This is a genomic window from Bacterioplanoides sp. SCSIO 12839 (assembly GCF_024397975.1).
In the GTDB taxonomy this organism is placed as follows: Bacteria; Pseudomonadota; Gammaproteobacteria; order Pseudomonadales; family Oceanobacteraceae; genus Bacterioplanoides.
This window is the reverse complement of sequence record NZ_CP073745.1, coordinates 2607942-2625657: the sequence shown is the minus strand read 5'-3', so window position 1 is coordinate 2625657 and position 17716 is coordinate 2607942. Positions and strand designations below refer to the sequence as shown.

Below are 17716 nucleotides of genomic sequence, written 5' to 3'. Positions count from 1 at the left end.
TATGGCTTTTAATATCGGTTTAAGTGGAATTCGTGCTGCCTCTACGGACCTGGAAGTACGTGGTAATAATATTTCCAATGCCAGCACCACAGGCTTTAAGCAATCCCGTGCTGAGTTTTCAGATGTCTACACCACAACATTATTAGGTACGGGTGTGCAGCCGGTCGGCAGTGGTGTGATGGTGGATAATGTTCGCCAACAATTCAGTCAGGGTAATATCAGCGGAACACAAAACTCGCTGGATATGGCCATCGATGGCAATGGTTTTTTTGTGCTGAATGATCGCGGCTCGGTTTCTTATACCCGTTCCGGCATTTTTTCACTGGATAAAGATGGCTATGTCGTTGCTAACAACGGCTCACGTTTGCAGGGTTATGAAGCCAACGCCAATGGCGTAGTGAACGGTGTGTTAAGCGATATTCAGATTCAGGTTGCCAACCAGCCACCACGATTAACTTCTCTTGTATCGGCGATTGTTAACGTGGATGCCGGTGCCAGTGTGTTACAAGAGCAGGGTCAGAGATTAGTGTCTAATGGCCTGGCAATTGGTGCCGCGGATTCCGGCATTATTGAAGATACCAGTTCGATTTTAGCATCCGAGTCGCAACCAACCAGTGCCGGAGCTCCGGCTCAGGTGGCCTTTGGTACTGACCTGGCGGTGGTTGCTGCAGCGGGTTATGGTGCCATCGCTATTGATATTGATTTGGGTGAGGGAGCTGGTGTGCAGACTGTCACACTGGCCGGTGTGGCTGCCGGTGGCACGGTAGCTGATGTGTTATCGGATATTCAGAATGCACTGGATACCACCCTGGGATCACAACAGATTCGTGCAGGCCAGGTGACCGGTACCGGCGAATTATTACTCAGCCGGGCTGGTTACAATGCTACGAATGGCACCAGCTTTACTATTTCCAATACGGCTGCCTGGGACGGTGCTTTTGGCGCCAGTGGTGCCGTGACTCCGGGCGTGCAGGGCTCACGTTTGTTTGTTGGCTCTAACCCGTTAACCGCCGATTTTCGTAGTATTCCGGGTACCTCAACCACCACACGAACCACGTCAACTCCTCCACTGAACATTGTTGCCAGTGATCCGGGTCAGTTTGCGGTATTAACGGCTGATAACATCACCGGCACGCTGGATGTCAGCACGGGTAGTGGCAACATTCTGGCCTTTACCATTGCCACCGAAACCGGTGCCACTTATCCAATCAACATCAGTCAGGCTGCCTGGGAAACTCAGTTTGGTGCAGGCTCACCACCAGCTTCAGGTTATAACACGTTAAATCAGGCGGATATGTTAACCCTGATTAATGCCCAGATCACCGCAACCGCGGGTGCCGGTAGTGAAGAAGTATTGGCGGTGAATAATGCAGGTCGTATCGAATTCCAGGTGCAGGGCGCTCCGGCAGTACCAGGTAGTGCGGCAGGTCGCGGTGACTTCGTACAAATTGCCGATAACATTGCCGGCTCTAACAACCTGGATCTGAGCAGTGTGGGTTTCCTGGCCGGTAATCGCTTTGATGGTGGTGTTGAGCCAGTACAGGCAAATAATGAATTCCAGCTGGAAGTCACCAGTAGCACGGGTAATGGTGGTGGTCCATTCACGATTACGATTCCGCCTGCGGCTTATGCTTCTCTGGATGACCTGGCTGTCGCGATTCAACAACAAATTGATATCTTTATTGGTGCCGCGGGTATTGCCGGGAAAGTATCCGTTGATGCGGTGGGCGGTCAGTTAGTTTTCACTAATACCCAAACCGGCTCAACAGAAGGCGTGGCCTTTACAGCAACGACTGCCGAGCCTCAGGCTCTGGCCGCGTTAGGGCTGACCAGTACCTTTACCGTGACGGGTCAGGATGAAGTCGATAAAACCAACAGTTTCCGGATTAACCTGACGGTTCCGGCACCGGATAATGACAACCGCAGCGGCTCCGTGCTGATTTCTCTGGATGAAGATTACCGCTCAGTACAACAGTTAGCGGCGAGCATTAACCGCCAGCTGAACAGTCAGGACGCTGATAGCTATATTGGTGTGCGCGCTGAAGCCGTTGAAATTGAACCTCGGGTAGCACCGCCAGAATTTAAACTGCAGCTGGTGGCCGTAGAATCGGGTGAACCATCCATTATTTCCATCAGTGATGTTACCGCCGGTGGTCCGGATATTTCACAAGGCGATTTGTTTGGTTTGCTGCAGGTTGACCCTAACAATGCCAGCTTATTAACCACAGGTATTGCCGGTGTCAGCAATGAATATCCGGAGCAAAAAGTCACGTTGACTGACCCGGACGGTAACGAAACCGTGATCACCATTCCGGAAAATGCCGAAGCGAATGAAATTGTTTCCATTTTTAACCAGCAGCCGGGTGTCACTACTTCCGCTATCAGTACCATGAATATCCCGTTAAGCGGTTTCAACTCGCCGGGTAATGATATGCGCCTGACGTTGAATGGCCAGCAGCTGACGTCAACCTCGATTCCGGATCTGGTTGAAGAAATTAATTCATTACGCAGCACAACCTTGCCAGCCTTTAACGCTTCCACCAATGAAGCGGGTGATTTGATCATTACCAACGATATTGGTCGTGACATTAAGCTTGAAATCAGCAGCCCGGTGGTCACCGACTCGATTGTGGTGCAGGGTGCTCAGAACTCCGGACCGGTTGTGTTAGGTGGCACGGCTACCGCTGATACCGCGGCAGCTGTGGGTGGTGTGGTGACATTCACTCTGAATGAAAATTACTCGCTGAGTAATCCGGATCCGGTTGTTTCCGGTATCTTTGGCGCGTTAACCGAAGATGAATTCACGCCATTCACCTTGAATGCTTTTGATCCAACCGATCAGGACACCTACAACCACGCGACCTCAACCACCATTTATGACAGCCTGGGTAACGCCCATGTGATGACTCAGTTCTTTGTTAAAGAGCCGGTCGACCCAACACGACCGAATGAACAAAATCTGTGGGCGATGTATGTACAGATTGATGGCCGCGAAGTGGGTGATCCGGATGCAACGCTGCCATTCCCGCAAAACCTGGAACCGACCCGTTACCGCCAGGAGCTGTTCTTTAATCAGGACGGCACGCTGGATACTGAAGCAACCGGCGATATCTTTATTACTAACTGGGATCCGGTGGATGCCGATGGCAACCCGAACGGTGCTATTGGTTCGGTGAATGTCTTAGAAGGTGGCTTGCCGTTAACGGAGCCGCCAACCAACTCTAACTTCCAGATTAGCCTGGATGGCTCGACCCAGTTTGGTAGCCCATTCTCGGTCAATGAAGTGAACCAGAATGGCTATTCCACTGGTCGTCTGACCGGTCTGGAAGTCGACAGTGAAGGAATTATCTTTGCCCGTTTCACCAATGGTCAGGCACAGACGTTAGGGCAGGTGGCGCTGGGTAACTTCCGTAATCCGGAAGGACTGACGCCACTGGGCGATACCGGCTGGGCTGAGTCGTTTGAATCGGGTGTGCCGACCATTGGCTCACCAAGAACTGCTTCGTTTGGTCAGATTCGTTCTTCTGCTTTGGAAGACTCGAACGTGGATCTGTCTGAAGAATTAGTCGGGTTAATCATTGCCCAGCGAAACTTCCAGGCCAGTTCCAAAACCATTGAAACGGTGGATCAGGTGACACAAACCATCCTGCAGATCTAATCTCATTTAGTAAGCCAAGCTTTTAATAGCAGCAACAGGACGTTGCGTGCTCATCAGCAGAGCCATGGAGGGCGATTGTGATGAGTGCGGCTAAAAGCTTAGTTTACTGAACATGCATCTATTTCAGAGCGGCAAGCCCCTTCCGTTATCTTGACGGAAAACTTGCCGCTGCTCCCGTCAAAAAACCTTCTTTTCTATCTAAGTGATTGAAAAATAATAAAAAATCTTACTTGGCACAGCCCGTGCAGTATCTCATTCAGATTACCAAAGACTGTTTGAGGTTCCGTTATGGATCGTGCCCTTTACATCGCAATGTCAGGCGCTAAACAAAATACCCTGAATCAAAGTGCGCGTGCCAATAACCTGGCCAATGTGAACACCACTGGTTTCAGAGCCGACTATGCCCAGAGCCGTGCGATGGGCGTTTTTGGTGAACACTTTCCGACGCGTGCTTATGCGATGACCGAGCGCCCGTCCAGTGATTTTCGCCAAGGGCCGTTAATCGAAACCGGCCGCCGGATGGATGTCACCATCGAAGGTGCAGGTTGGTTTGCGGTACAGGGGCCTAACGGTGAAGAAGCTTACACCCGCGCCGGAGACTTAAGTGTCGATCCAACCGGACGTTTATTAAACGGCAGTGGCCTTCAGTTATTGGGTGACGGTGGCCCGGTGGTGTTGCCGGAATTTGAAAAAATTGAAATCAGTCGCGCAGGTATTGTCACGGTACAACCATTAGGTGAAGCACCAACGGCGGTAGCCGAACCCGTGCAACTGAAATTAGTGAACCCAGATCCGGCGTTACTGGAAAAAGGTGAAGATGGTTTATTCCGCTTTCGTGATCCGGCCACACAACAGGCTCCCGTTGACCCGAACATTACTCTGGTCAATGGTTTTGTTGAAGGCAGTAACGTCAACGCCGTAAAAGAATTAACCGACCTGATTGCCATTAATCGTCAGTATGAAATGCAGGTCAAAATGATGAAGAAAGCCGATGAAAATGCTCAGGCGGCTACCCAGATTTTATCCGCGCAATGATCCGCGACTGAATTAAGAGGAAAAAATTATGTTACCAGCACTTTGGGTAAGTAAAACCGGCCTTGAAGCTCAGGATCTTGCGCTATCGACGGTATCGAACAACCTGGCCAACGTTGCCACCACTGGCTTCAAAAAAGACCGCCCGGTATTTGAAGATTTGTTGTATCAAATCCAGCGTCAACCAGGTGCCAACTCATCGGCCGATAGTCGTTTACCGTCGGGTTTGCAATTAGGTACCGGTGTTCGTACTGCCGGGACACAAAAGATTTTTACCACGGGTTCATTGGAATTAACCGACCAGCCTCTGGATTTAGCCATTAATGGACGTGGCTTTTTTCAGATTACCTTGCCAGACGGCAATATTGGTTACACCCGCGACGGTACTTTTCATATTAACGATGAAGGCACCGTGGTGAATGTAAATGGTTATCCTCTGGAGCCACAAATCACCATTCCGGAACAGGCTAATAAAGTCACCGTCAGTAAAGACGGCATTGTTCAGGTCACGATTAATGGTGACCCGAATCCTCAGGAATTAGGTCAGCTGGAAACCATGGATTTTATTAATCCAGCGGGCCTGGAATCCACTGGTGGCAATATATTTCTGGAAACAGCTTCCAGTGGTGCGCCGCAAGGTGGCACACCTTCTGAAGATGGTTTTGGCAGTGTTGAACAAGGCGCACTGGAAAAATCCAACGTCGAAGTGGTGGAGGAACTGGTGAAAATGATCACCGTCCAGCGCTCTTACGAAATGAACTCCAAAGTTGTATCAGCCGCAGATGGCATGCTGCAATTCCTGACACAAAACGTGTAGGAGGATGTATGAAAAAACTCATCACGTTATCATCATTATCGATTCTGACGGCCTGTACTTCGGTTCCGTTTGAGCCAGATGTGTACCCGAATGATCCGGACTATGCGCCGGTTTCTGCCCAAAGCCTGCAGCCGACTCCCAGTGTCAGTGGTTCACTATTTAATCCAGCGTACACCAATGGATTTTTTACTGATCAACAAGCGCGTCGTGTGGGTGACATTATTACGGTCATTTTTGATGAGCGTTATCGTTCCAGTAAATCGGCCGAAACGACGATGGAAAAAGATTCCAGCGCGGTGATCACGCCGACCGCCATTGCGGGTATGGTGCCTGGCTGGCGTAACGTCAGTCTGACTACCGATTATGACAGTGAAAAAGAATTTACCGGTACTGGTGAGGCGGATCGCTCCAACAGTTTAACCGGCCAGATCAGCGTGTCTGTAGCGGACATTATGCCGAACGGCATTTTAAAAATTCGCGGCGAAAAATGGTTAACCCTGAGTGAAGGTGACGAATATATCCGAATTACCGGCATGATTCGTCCGCAGGATATTTCACCGGATAATATGGTGTCATCCAGCAAGGTGGCTGATGCCCGAATTTCTTTTGGTGGCCGTGGTGCGCTGAATAATTCGACCAAACCTGGGTTGGGTGATCGTATCCTGAACTCGCCTTGGTGGCCTTTCTGATGATGGCTTTATGGCAACTTTATGACCACTTTACGATAAGTGTGTCCAGTGTGAGGGAAGCGTAATGAAAGTCCTGGTATTAATGGTTTCTCTGCTGCTGACAAACCTGGCACTGGCAGAGCGTATTAAAGATATCACCAGTATTTCTGGCGTGCGCAGTAACCAGCTGGTGGGCTATGGCCTGGTGGTGGGCCTGGATGGCAGCGGTGATCGCAGTCCGTTTACCACACAAACCTTCCGCAATATGATCACTGAATTTGGTATTACTTTGCCGCCAGGTGTTGATCCCAAATTGCGTAATGTCGCAGCGGTAACCATTACCGCTGAATTGCCGCCGTTTGCCAAACCCGGACAGCGGGTGGATGTCACAGTATCATCCTTGGGTGATGCCAAAAGCCTGCGTGGCGGGGCATTGGTATTTACTCCGTTAAAAGGTGCTGACGGTAATATTTATGCTGTGGCACAGGGCAATTTAATTGTGGGTGGTTTTGGCGCTGAAGGTAATGATGGCTCCAGTATTACCGTGAATGTACCGAGTGTTGGCCGTATCCCCAATGGTGCAACGGTTGAGAGGGCAGTACCGAGTAACTTCGCCCGGGGCGACAGTTTAATTTTTAATCTTGATCAGGCTGACTTTACAACGGCCAGAGCCATGGTCGATAAAATTAATGATTTATTAGGCCCTGGCACGGCAGAAGCAATGGATGCCACATCGGTTCGTGTCAGTGCGCCGCGTGATACTTCCCAGCGTGTCAGTTATTTATCCATTATCGAAAACCTCGAGATCGAAACCGGTAAAGAGCGGGCTAAAATCATTATTAATTCCCGTACGGGTACCATTGTGATGGGCCAGAATGTGATGATAGAACCGGTTGCCGTGACACACGGCAACCTGGTGGTAACCATCACCGAAGATTTTAATGTGGAACAACCCAATGCGTTTGCCGATGGCGATACCGTGGTGGTGCCAGAAACCAACATCAATATTGATGACGGCGGTGATAGCCGGATGTTCAAATTTGGCCCGGGTGTTTCGCTCGATAATATTGTTAAAGCCGTAAATGAAATCGGCGCAGCTCCAGGTGATTTAATGGCGATTCTTGAAGCCATGAAACAAGCTGGCGCATTAAAAGCGGAGTTAATTGTCATATGAATCCTGAAAAATTCGCCCGAATCAAAAGCCAGTCGCTGGAGATTCAGACGCTGATTCGTCAAGGTGTTCGTGAAGGTGTCAGCGAATTAATTGATCAGCGTAATCAGTTATTGCAGGAGTGGTTCAGTGAAATGAATGAGCTGATTAACCTGACCAGCGAACAGCAGAAGTTTCTGGAAGAGTTGTTGGGTGTTGAACAAAGCTTACTGAATGAACTGGAGCAGGAGCAGAAAGAGATTGGCCAGCAAATGCGTGGTCAGCGTAATCTCAGCCAATATGCCAAAATTGCCGGTCAATAACCCCAGTACCAGATTTTAACGGCAGCACCAGATTTAAAAAGTTATACCCGCAGCGGTTTCCGGTGCGGGTATTTTTGTGCCGTTTTACCCATCGTTAATAGTTGGCAAACATCCTGCATATTCCATGTAGAGGTGACAACTATGCTTTCAGAACGATCGACTTCAATACCATTGGGTATTCCAACACAATCGCTTGCGACACATTCCGCACATAATGCGGCTAATGTGTATACCGATGTGAATAGTCTGCAAAGCATTCGCCAGTTGGGGAAGTAGGATAAAAATGCCGCTTTGATGGAAGTGGCCAAGCAGTTTGAATCCATGTTTCTGAACATGATGTTGTCGTCCATGCGCGATGCCAATCAGGTATTTAAAGAAGACTCTTTGTTTTCGTCGTCTGAGTCTGATTTTTACGAAAAAATGTACGATGACCAGATCACGTTATCGATGTCCTCATCACAAAGTACCGGCCTGGCGGATGTCATTTATCGCCAGATGCTCAGTAATTATGAGGTTCAGCAGGATAAGCCTGAGTTGAATCAGACTGAGTTACGTCGTCATCATTCCTCATTACAACGCACTATCGAACAAGTAGATCAGGCGCTGGCCGATATTTCCGAAACCGAGTCTTCAGCCGAACCTAATCCTACTGAATCTGCTCCTGCCAGCGGCAGTGGTCAGAAAGGGCAACAGTTTGCCACTCCACAAGCGTTTGTTGCCGCTGTTTATCCTTACGCTCAACAAGTGGGTGAGCAGCTGAATGTGGATGCCAAAGCGATTGTTGCTCAGGCCGCGTTAGAAACCGGTTGGGGGAAACACATGATCACCGACCAACAGGGCAATAACAGTTTTAATTTTTTTGGGATTAAAGCAGACCAGCGCTGGCAGGGTAGCCGGGTGAATATTGTGACCCATGAATATCGCAATGGCGTGCGGGTCAATGAGCGGGCTGATTTCCGTGCTTACGAATCCATTGAAGCGGGTTTAAACGATTATGCCCGCTTCCTGCAAACCGGCGAGCGTTATCAGCAGGCACTGGGTAAAGGCCTGGCGGGTGACCAGTATGGTCATGTGTTACAGCAAGCAGGTTATGCAACCGATCCGGCGTATGGCGATAAAATCAAGCGTGTCTCCTCCGGCGATACCTTACTTAAGGCACTGAATCAGCTTCAGCCTGCCGCCGCACAATAATCAGGAAATCATCATGGCAGATTTATTACAGGTTGGTATTTCCGGATTAAAAGCACATCAAACGGCACTCACGGTTACCGGCCATAATATTACCAACGCCGGCACCGAAGGTTATAGCCGCCAGGAAGTAAACTTCACCGAAAATAACCCTCAGTTTAATGGTGGTGTTTGGGTTGGTAATGGTGTGTCTGTTGCCTCAGTACGCCGCGTTTATGATGAGTTTTTAAATGAACAACTGCGTCGTGATACCTCGACCTTTAATGAGTTTGAAACTCTGGCCACCAATGCCGGGCAAATAGATAGTTTATTAGCCGATCCGGGCACGGGGGTTCAGCCAGGGTTGGAACGTTTTTTTGGTGCTTTGCAGTCTACTGTGGATGACCCTTCCTCATTGCCTGCCCGGGAAGTCTTAATTTCAGAAGCACAAGGATTGGCGGATCGGTTTTCGTCCATCAGCGATCGCCTGGTTGAACAAAATCAGGTGATTAATGGCCAGATGGAAGTCATTGCCGGACAAATTTCGACCATTGCTGAAGCCATTGCCGAACTCAATGAACAAATTCAATTTGCCACGGCCAGTGCTCAGGGTAATGAACCCAATGACCTGCTTGATCAGCGCTCTCAGTTATTAAAAGATTTATCGGAACTGGTAGAAGTCAACGTGGTTCAGCAGGATAACGCTGGCCTGAATGTTTTTATTGGTAATGGGCAGGCACTGGTCATTGGTAATGACTACAACGAAATGTTTGCCAGTAATGGTGAAGGTGACCCTTCTCGGTTTGATATTTATTTTCGCAAAGGGGATGTGATTCAAAACATCAGCCGCGAAATTACCGGCGGCCAGTTGGGTGGCACACTGGATTTTCGCCGTGAGGTATTAGATCCGACGTTAAACGGTTTGGGTCGTACAGCATTGGCCATTACTCAAACCTTTAATGAACAACATCGTTTAGGAATTGATTACGACGGCCTCAAAGGTGAAAACTTTTTTGAAAGCGTCAACGACCCGGTAAAGGCTTATTCACGAGTGTTTGGCAGTGCCAACAATGCCGACCCGGACGACCGTGTCTTATCGGTGCAGATTACCAACTCAAACGACTTAACCACCAGTGATTATAAACTGACGTTTCCGGGGCCGGATGATCAGACATTCCGCATCACTCGTTTAAGTGATAACGAACTGCTGACAACTCAGACGCTCAGCGGCGAGTTTCCACAAAGTATTGAGGTGGAAGGATTTGAAATTCGTTTGGAAGGTGGCAGTTTTCAGCACGGTGACGAGTTTTTAATTATGCCAACCCGGATGGGTTCGTCTCAGGTCGAGATGAATATTACCCGGGCCGAACAGGTTGCTCTGGCTTCGCCCATTTCGACCGATGCGGCCATTGGCAACCGAGGTTCCGCTACTATTTCACCTGGTGTGGTTTACGATTCAGAAACCCGTTATCTGGCGAACGAAGGTGAACTGGACCCACCAATTCTGATTCGTTTTACCTCGCCAACCACGTACGACGTGCTCGATAATACCGATCCGGGTAACCCGATTCCGCTGTTTCCACCGTTGATGAATCAGAGTTACACACCGGGGATTACCAACTCTATTTTGCCCAGAGATGAAGGCAAAACAGCCTTTACCAGCTTTGGTGGTGTGTTACCCAGCAGCACCTTGTATCAGGCGCCTTTACCGGCTCCTGTGTTGGACGCAACCAACGGCTTTTTTCCGGAACGCATTAATATCAGCAACAGCATTCCTGAAACCGGCTTTTTACAGCAACAACCAACGTTAATTACCCGTGAGAATGCCAGTGCAAAAGAAATTGCAGCCGAGCTGAGCAAGCGAGAAGGGGTGGAAGCGAGTGCCAGAACCACGGTAGAACTGACGGATTTCTCCCAGGACAGCAATCCGTTTTTACCGCTGCGTTTGTCTATGAATGGCATTGATCTGACCGATACCCTGGGCCCGAATCAAACCAAATACGATGCCGATTATCCGGCAACGGTGCCAGAACCCATTACGCCAAACTTTCTGGCCGACCGGATTAATGCCAATCGTGAATTGCAGGATCTGGGGATTGTTGCCCGCAGTGATGGCGGCACCTTAACCGTGATCGCGTTAAATGGTGACGATCTCGATTTTGAGATTACCGGTGACACGGGGGATGGCTTTGCCGTCAGTAACGGCCATGACGTCAGCCTGAAAGCGACTGGTGAAAATCCATTTACGTTATTAAATGAAGTGGACGGTTATGATTTCTCGGTGGGTGGCCCTTACACCTATGAATTTGAAGTGCCAGGGCAGGGAACCTTTAATTTAGAACTAACCGATACCTACGCCGATGGTGATGAATTATTAGCTGGAATTAAAGCCGTAATTGAAGCGTCTGGTGTGGTGTTACCCGGTAATATCGACGTAGAAATTACCGAAAAAGGCAATATTCAGTTCCAGAATCGTCTGGATATGCGGGCAACCGGCGTTAATGGTTCATCAAAAATTGCCATGGGTGGCCAGGTTAAAGTTATTACTGATCCGAATTTCAGCCTGGAGATTTCACCACCCGGCAATAACATCTTTCCGGAAAATCCAGTGGGTGAACCGGTTCATTTTGGTTTTGATATTGATATCGAAGGTTTGGTACAGAGTGGTGATGAATTCACCATCAGTTTTAACGAAGACGGTACCTCGGATAGCCGTAACGGTGGCGCGTTAACCGCGTTGCAAACCGCCGATACCATATCTGGTAATACCAGTTATTCGGAATCGTATGCCCGTCTGGTTGAACGCATTGGTTCCGTCACCAGTCGCGCCCAGATTAACCGGGATTCCAGCGATGTGTTGCTGAATAACACTCAGAACTCCGTCAGCAGTAATTCCGGGGTGAATCTCGATGAAGAAGCGTCGCGGCTGATTCAGTTTGAGTTGGCTTATAACGCCAGTGCTCAGGTCATTCAGGTAGCACGGGATGTGTTTGATACCTTAATTGGCACATTCCGTTAGGTTTTTAATAGGTAAAATATTATGCGTGTTTCCACTCTTCAGACATTTAATATTGGCCTGAATAATATTTTAAATAACCAGACTGCCGTGAATAAAACTCAGCAGCAGGTATCGACCGGACGACGGGTATTAACCCCGGCCGACGACCCGGTGGCCGCAACAAAAATTCTGCAGTTACAGCAGGATCTTGCTCAACGGGAGCAGTATGATCGCAACCTGACGGCCGCTGAAAACCGCTTACGTCTGGAAGAAACCAGCCTGGCTTCGGTGAATACATCCTTGACCCGGTTACAGGAGCTGACGGTAAAAGCCGGTGGTGGCACATTAACCATCAGTGACCGACAGGCGATTGCCGCTGAAGTCGGGGAAATTCAGCAAGGTCTGGTGGATTTATTCAATACCCGGGACCCGAGTGGCGAATATATTTTTGCCGGTTTTAAGGGGCAAACCCCACCTTTTGAAAAACAGCAAAACGGACGTTATGAATATCAGGGTGATGAAGGTCAGCGTATTTTGCCGATTGGCCCATCAACCAATGTCACAACCGGGGATACTGGTAAAGCCTTGTTTGTCGATGTAGCAGCGGCGGATAACAGCTTCACCACCTTTGAAAATCCGATTAATAACGGCACTTTAAACATTAATGCCGGTTTTGTGGTGGATAAGGAAAAATACGCGGATTTTTATCCTGACGACATCGTGATTACCTTTAATTCAGAATCGGAAATCACCCCACCAGGGCCTAATTTTACTGTGCGTCGCCAGTCCGATGACCGTGTGGTTGATGGCTTGGTGAATGTAGGTTACAACCCGACTGCTGAAGTGGTTGCTGCGGGTATTGCTTTTTCACTCACTGGCGAGCCACAGCCGGGTGATGAAGCCTTGGTGAAATCCACGCCAAAACAAAGCATTACGGATACCATCTTTCGTTTGCAGCAAGGATTAAACAACCTGCAGGATAATCCGGTGGATTCTGCCACGCTGGACATTTTGATCGCCGATACCTTAACCAATTTAGAAAACGCACAAACGTCTGTTTCTGAAGTTCGCAGCCAGGTCGGTGCACGGTTAAATATTGTCGACAATACCCGAAACTTATCGGCAGATATTGAACTGGTGAATCGGGAAGTGTTATCCGAATTATCGGATGTGGATTTTGCTGAGGCGGTCAGCCGTTTGTCATTACAGTCGTTTTTGTTAGAGGCGGCGCAGCAAAGCTACACCACCATTTCACGTTTATCACTGTTTAATCAGCTATAAGACAGCCTGCTAACGTTGAAACGCTTTAATCCAGAACTTGGTCGAGGCACCGTGCAGGAAAATACTCATCAGAATCGCCAGCACTGACGTTGCTGCAATGGTCTGCAGCGTTTCGGAATCCTGATTAAAGCCAAATTCTTCCATGACCAGTAACAGGTAAAGCACGCTGGCAATACCGCGAGGGCCGAACCAGGCCAGGAATAATTTTTCTTTAAGGTTGAGCTGAGTGCCGATCAGGCTGATCCAAACTGGCAGCATACGCGCAGCGGTTAAACTGAATACGGCGTAAATAAAGGTGTTCCAGCTGATATACGGCCAGACCATGGGGACAAAAATAACGCCAAAGATGAAAAAGACCGCCAGTGTTAATAACTCACCTTCGGCTTCACCAAACTCTTTCAGGCGCTCAATCACCACCTCATGTTGGGTCTGCAGGAACAAACCGGCCAGGAAAACCGCAATAAAACCGTTGCCATGGAATACTTCCGCCAGGCTGAAGGCAATGATGGCCAGGCTGATGGACGACAAGCGTTGATATACCGGCGAGATCCAGTCTTTCTCACAAGCCTGGTTAATCAGGTAACTACCGATACGACCCACAGCCACACCAATGACGGTACCCGCCAGTAATTGGGTGAGAATAAATTCACCCCAATAAGCGCCATCCAGCTCCTGAGCTGAACCTGCTGTGTGCAGCGCCAGTGCCATTAACAGAATGGGTAAAGCGATACCATCATTTAAACCACTTTCAACATTCACTGAGTTGCGTAAATCGGCATCAATGCTTTTTTGTTCCATCACACTTTGTGCCAGTGCGGCATCGGTGGGGGTCAGGATAATTGCCAGCAGTAAGGCTGCCACCATACCCAGAGGCAATAACCAATAAGCAAATACAGCGCCGGCCAGAATGGTTAATGGTAAGCCGATGGCTAAGAGTTTGATCGGGTAATAATTAAATTGCCCCAGATGTTTCCAACGTACTTGTGATGCATCGGTAAATAACACCAGTGCCAGTGTTAATTCGGCGATAAAAAAGATTTTGCTGTTATCCGGGCTGCCTGATACCAAAGCCAGTCCCAGAGGGCCACATATCACACCTAATAAGGTGAATATCATTGGTGCTGTGATATCGGCCTGTTCAATTCGGCGTGCTAATAAACCGTAAAAAAACAGCGCTACAGCGACCAGTAGCAATATTGTTTCTTCCATTTGAAATCCTTGTTCCTGAGGGTGGAAAGACGCAATGAGCAGAGCCAGTTGTCATTGCTATCAGTTAACAGGCCCTAATCTTCCCAGATAACGCGCAGCGGTTCACCAAAATCATCGTAAATTATTTTTTTACGAGGACGTTTGGCGGTTGACTTCTTTACAGGCTTGCGGCTTTCCTGACGGCGCTGATCAATATCTTTCAGAACATGTTCAACCGGCGTGCGTTCTTCTTTGGGCTTTTCAAACCCGAGAGAGCGATCGTTGTATTTACCATTGATCAGGCCGGTTTCTCCCCGGGCCAACTCCTTGACTTCACCACCTTTGCGCAGAAAATCCTCAACTTCCTGGTTGATCTGATCTCTGACATCATTTTTGCTCGGGCGTTTATTCATCAGAATGCGATAACGGCTTTGTGGCTGATCGGTTAGTATAACTCACAAATAACAAGAGTAGCGTCAATCTTATGTCTCTGAAAAACCACATTCAGCGCCATGCTGCCCGGGCTTTGAGCAGTCGTACCCTTAAGCGTGTTAAACGTACTATCTGGCAAGCGCGTCAGGCGCTGATGGCAGGCCAGCCGCAGGTGGATGTATGGTTGCGGGCAGATGATCCTTACAGTTATCTCTTAGCTCAGGTGTTGCCCCAGCTTCAACAAGATTACGCCGTTAACTGGCGCTTCCGGGTGATTGCGACGTTACAGGACGATATGTACCCGGAGCCGGAAATGTGGCAACGCAATGCGGTGCTGGATGCCGGATTGCTGGCGTCTTTGTATCAATTACAGGCTCCGGAAATTGACCAGCCTTCCATCGCTCAGGTTGAAGTGGCCACCGGGCGTTTATTGCAATTGCAGCAAACAGAATCTCAGATACCAGACTGGCAGGCCGTGATCGCTGTTTTTCAGGATTTATGGTCAGGCACTGCACAAGAAGCGCAACCACTTACCTCAGAACAACAGGCCTTATTAGCGCGTAATGAAGCGCAGTTATTGAACGATGGCCATTATCTCAGCGCCACACTGAAATTTCAGGGCGAGTGGTATTGGGGACTCGATCGGCTTGACCACTTTGAGCAGCGTCTGAATGACCTTAAGCTGAATAGCACGGAACCGAAGGTTTATTTTGATAAAACGTACGCTGACTTTTGTCGCGCCTTTGAACCCTCTGAGATCAACCCGGAACATCAATCCCAGCCATTAACATTATATTTTTCAGCACGCAGCCCTTACTCTTATCTTGGGCTTGAGCGCAGTGTGAAGCTGGCACAACACTACGGTATTCCATTTGAACTGAAACCGGTGTTACCCATGATTATGCGTGGCTTAACGGTGCCAGATAGCAAAAAGTTTTATATTTTTGGCGACACGAAACGCGAGGCGGATAAATTTGGCCTTGATTATGGGTTTGTTGCCGATCCTTTAGGTGCCGGTGTGCAGCGCTGTTATGCCTTATTTGACTACGCCCGGTCTCAGGCAAAAGAAGTCGATTTTATGCTGAGCTTTGCCCGGGCGGTAAATGCCGAGGGGATTATGGCGGAAACCGACAGTGGCATGAAAAAAATCGTTGAACGTGCGGGATTAAACTGGACCAAAGCCGCGGCTATTCTGGCGCAGGACGATTGGCAAACGGCCTGGCTCGACTGGGCGGAAGCCAACCGCCTGGAAATGATTGAACAAGGCCAATGGGGCGTTCCCAGCATCCGTTATGGTGACTTAACGGTATGGGGCCAGGATCGTATTGAATTTATTGAACAGGCTATTCGCCGCCACCTGGGCCTGAAAGACGACTAATGTTATTTAGAACTTGTTAATACTACCTAGAGCAGGGATCGTTTATGAAGCAACACTCGCTACCCGCAAACAAAAAATATAACCCAGAGCAACGTCGCCGCGGCGGTGAGGTTATCAGCTGGATTTTTACTAGCGTGGGCATATTAATGGCCATTTCTGCGTTGTTTAATAATGCCGGTCAGAACTTTCTCGCCGGTCTGTTAGCCGCGATTTTTTTTCTGGTTGTGTTTGGTGGAATCGGGCGTTTTCTTAAACGGCGGTCATCAATAAAAGTGGATTTACAGCAGGAGTTGGAGCAGATTCGCACTCAGGGTATTGCCAGCGATCAGCGCACGAATTACAAGCCATATATGTTGGTGGCGGCGCTGTTCTCTGTGCCAGGCCTGCTGATTTTATTCGAGGGTTTATTAAATTGGGACTTTGGTGGTGTGGTTGGCTCACTGTTTTTGTTAGTCGGCGGCGGTATATTTACTTACGCATATAAGAAGAAAAAAACCTACCAGATTATCGGCCCCAGCATTCTGATTCCCGACCCATTACCGCCGGTGATTGGTCATCAGTTAGGTGGCTCCTTTTCGCTGACGGCCAAACCACACGATGGTCTGAGCTTTCGTCTTGAGTGTGTGCATACGTATACGACCCAGCCAGGCGATGCTCCTACAATGCACCCTCACGCCGGCGGCACCGCAGACAGTGAGCGTCAGACCTATACCGTCACGCTTCATCAGCAGGAAGCCGAAGCCGTAATTACAGATGAGGGGGAGACGACCGTATCATTTCGGTTTGAGTTGCCTGACAAACTGCCGGAAACCGGCAGCGAGTCTTATAGGGGAACCATTCGCTGGCAAGTGATTGCCGAAGGACAGGTCAGCGTGCCTAACAAGGTCGCTTCGGGCACTCAAACTCATGAATTAACGAAATTTAAACGCAGCTGGGAAATTCCAGTGCTATCGCTGGCTTATGCTCAGGCGCTTGGGATTGAACTAACACCTAATCATGTTGAGGCTCCAGAGCCTCCGTCGGAAAGTGTACGGGCTGAGTTACGCCAGCAAGCCAATGAAAGTGTTGAACGACAGATTGATATGGTCACCCGTGCGGATGGAACAACCAAAATTATCAGTGAAGCCGGGCGTAATAAATCGATATCGACCGTAGCGAAGTGGGTTGGTGGTGTATTTGGTTGCCTTGGTCTGTTTTTGTTTTCTCGCATAGACGAGAACCTGTCCCTTTGGATCAGTGCACCAGTCCTTACCCTGCTGGGCTGGGGCGCATTTGTTTATGGTGTGTTTTTATCCGGACGTAAGCTGGAAGCCCACATTCAGGATGGTCATATACAGATTGTGCGCAGCTTATTTGGATTGTCATTGTATCTGCGCAAGGGTCAGATAACCTCGCCTTCGCAGCTGGAATTAGTCATGACCATGAGTTCAACCACAAATAATGTAACCACCGAGTATATGGCAGTTTATGCCAACGTTGAGGGCAAAAAAATCAAACTGGCAGAGGGTATTGAAGGGCGTATGGCGGGTGAAGCTATGCTGAATAAAATCAAAGGGGCGTTAACCCAAACGCTTAATGATGAGTTAGTCTAATACCTGATCGTTAAAGCGTTGTTAAAGGAATC

14 protein-coding genes are annotated in these 17716 nt (G+C 48.9%); 12 read left to right on the top strand and 2 right to left on the bottom strand.

The annotated features are described in order from the left end of the window. Nucleotide 1 precedes the first annotated feature (1 nt). The 10 genes from KFF03_RS12070 to flgL all read left to right on the top strand — a co-directional run bounded on the left by KFF03_RS12070 (nucleotide 2) and on the right by flgL (nucleotide 13094). Nucleotides 2-3658, top strand: coding sequence for a flagellar hook-basal body complex protein (locus tag KFF03_RS12070; RefSeq protein ID WP_255857174.1), 3657 nt, complete (start codon nucleotides 2-4; stop codon nucleotides 3656-3658). 288 nt (nucleotides 3659-3946) lie between these two features. Next, nucleotides 3947-4693: a flagellar basal-body rod protein FlgF gene (gene flgF / locus KFF03_RS12065; RefSeq protein ID WP_255857173.1), complete on the top strand. Its 747-nt coding sequence runs from the start codon at nucleotides 3947-3949 to the stop codon at nucleotides 4691-4693. Between the two features lie 28 nt (nucleotides 4694-4721). Continuing rightward, nucleotides 4722-5507 carry a flagellar basal-body rod protein FlgG gene (gene flgG, locus KFF03_RS12060; RefSeq protein ID WP_255857172.1) on the top strand — a complete coding sequence of 262 codons (786 nt, stop codon included), beginning with the start codon at nucleotides 4722-4724 and terminating at the stop codon, nucleotides 5505-5507. 8 nt (nucleotides 5508-5515) lie between these two features. Continuing rightward, nucleotides 5516-6196, top strand: coding sequence for a flagellar basal body L-ring protein FlgH (locus KFF03_RS12055; RefSeq protein ID WP_255857171.1), 681 nt, complete (start codon nucleotides 5516-5518; stop codon nucleotides 6194-6196). 64 nt (nucleotides 6197-6260) lie between these two features. Further along, complete coding sequence (locus KFF03_RS12050; protein ID WP_255857170.1) at nucleotides 6261-7349, top strand: flagellar basal body P-ring protein FlgI; 1089 nt, start codon at nucleotides 6261-6263, stop codon at nucleotides 7347-7349. Next, a complete protein-coding gene (locus KFF03_RS12045; RefSeq protein WP_255857169.1) occupies nucleotides 7346-7648 on the top strand; it encodes a hypothetical protein in 303 nt (100 codons plus the stop codon). Before KFF03_RS12050 ends, KFF03_RS12045 begins: the two co-directional genes overlap by 4 nt. A 141-nt stretch (nucleotides 7649-7789) precedes the next feature. Then, a complete protein-coding gene (locus tag KFF03_RS12040) occupies nucleotides 7790-7924 on the top strand; it encodes a hypothetical protein (RefSeq protein WP_255857168.1) in 135 nt (44 codons plus the stop codon). A gap of 18 nt (nucleotides 7925-7942) precedes the next feature. Continuing rightward, the gene (flgJ, locus tag KFF03_RS12035) at nucleotides 7943-8839 is read left to right on the top strand and encodes a flagellar assembly peptidoglycan hydrolase FlgJ (protein ID WP_255857167.1); all 897 of its coding nucleotides are present in this window, start codon (nucleotides 7943-7945) and stop codon (nucleotides 8837-8839) included. 13 nt (nucleotides 8840-8852) lie between these two features. Further along, on the top strand, nucleotides 8853-11834 hold the full coding sequence (flgK, locus tag KFF03_RS12030) for a flagellar hook-associated protein FlgK (protein ID WP_255857166.1): 2982 nt from the start codon (nucleotides 8853-8855) through the stop codon (nucleotides 11832-11834). Nucleotides 11835-11855: 21 nt separating this feature from the next. Next, complete coding sequence (gene flgL, locus KFF03_RS12025; protein ID WP_255857165.1) at nucleotides 11856-13094, top strand: flagellar hook-associated protein FlgL; 1239 nt, start codon at nucleotides 11856-11858, stop codon at nucleotides 13092-13094. A gap of 9 nt (nucleotides 13095-13103) precedes the next feature. Here the strand turns inward: flgL and KFF03_RS12020 are convergent, their stop codons facing one another. Both KFF03_RS12020 and KFF03_RS12015 read right to left on the bottom strand, forming a co-directional pair. Then, a complete protein-coding gene (locus tag KFF03_RS12020; protein WP_255857164.1) occupies nucleotides 13104-14303 on the bottom strand; it encodes a sodium:proton antiporter in 1200 nt (399 codons plus the stop codon). 74 nt (nucleotides 14304-14377) lie between these two features. Beyond that, nucleotides 14378-14695, bottom strand: coding sequence for a hypothetical protein (locus KFF03_RS12015; protein ID WP_255857163.1), 318 nt, complete (start codon nucleotides 14693-14695; stop codon nucleotides 14378-14380). A 71-nt stretch (nucleotides 14696-14766) separates the two neighbouring features. Between KFF03_RS12015 and KFF03_RS12010 the strand changes: the two genes are divergently transcribed. Both KFF03_RS12010 and KFF03_RS12005 read left to right on the top strand, forming a co-directional pair. Further along, nucleotides 14767-16092, top strand: coding sequence for a DsbA family protein (locus KFF03_RS12010; protein ID WP_255857162.1), 1326 nt, complete (start codon nucleotides 14767-14769; stop codon nucleotides 16090-16092). 44 nt (nucleotides 16093-16136) lie between these two features. Then, complete coding sequence (locus tag KFF03_RS12005; protein ID WP_255857161.1) at nucleotides 16137-17684, top strand: hypothetical protein; 1548 nt, start codon at nucleotides 16137-16139, stop codon at nucleotides 17682-17684. Nucleotides 17685-17716: the final 32 nt, after the last annotated feature.

Coding starts and splice junctions, on each gene's coding strand:
- flgL (WP_255857165.1), top strand. CDS start 11,856: ATGCGTGTTTCCACTCTTCAGACATTTAATATTGGCCTGAATAATATT.
- KFF03_RS12070 (WP_255857174.1), top strand. CDS start 2: ATGGCTTTTAATATCGGTTTAAGTGGAATTCGTGCTGCCTCTACGGAC.
- flgK (WP_255857166.1), top strand. CDS start 8,853: ATGGCAGATTTATTACAGGTTGGTATTTCCGGATTAAAAGCACATCAA.
- KFF03_RS12020 (WP_255857164.1), bottom strand. CDS start 14,303: ATGGAAGAAACAATATTGCTACTGGTCGCTGTAGCGCTGTTTTTTTAC.
- KFF03_RS12055 (WP_255857171.1), top strand. CDS start 5,516: ATGAAAAAACTCATCACGTTATCATCATTATCGATTCTGACGGCCTGT.
- KFF03_RS12045 (WP_255857169.1), top strand. CDS start 7,346: ATGAATCCTGAAAAATTCGCCCGAATCAAAAGCCAGTCGCTGGAGATT.
- KFF03_RS12015 (WP_255857163.1), bottom strand. CDS start 14,695: ATGAATAAACGCCCGAGCAAAAATGATGTCAGAGATCAGATCAACCAG.
- KFF03_RS12005 (WP_255857161.1), top strand. CDS start 16,137: ATGAAGCAACACTCGCTACCCGCAAACAAAAAATATAACCCAGAGCAA.
- flgG (WP_255857172.1), top strand. CDS start 4,722: ATGTTACCAGCACTTTGGGTAAGTAAAACCGGCCTTGAAGCTCAGGAT.
- KFF03_RS12050 (WP_255857170.1), top strand. CDS start 6,261: ATGAAAGTCCTGGTATTAATGGTTTCTCTGCTGCTGACAAACCTGGCA.
- KFF03_RS12040 (WP_255857168.1), top strand. CDS start 7,790: ATGCTTTCAGAACGATCGACTTCAATACCATTGGGTATTCCAACACAA.
- flgJ (WP_255857167.1), top strand. CDS start 7,943: ATGGAAGTGGCCAAGCAGTTTGAATCCATGTTTCTGAACATGATGTTG.
- flgF (WP_255857173.1), top strand. CDS start 3,947: ATGGATCGTGCCCTTTACATCGCAATGTCAGGCGCTAAACAAAATACC.
- KFF03_RS12010 (WP_255857162.1), top strand. CDS start 14,767: ATGTCTCTGAAAAACCACATTCAGCGCCATGCTGCCCGGGCTTTGAGC.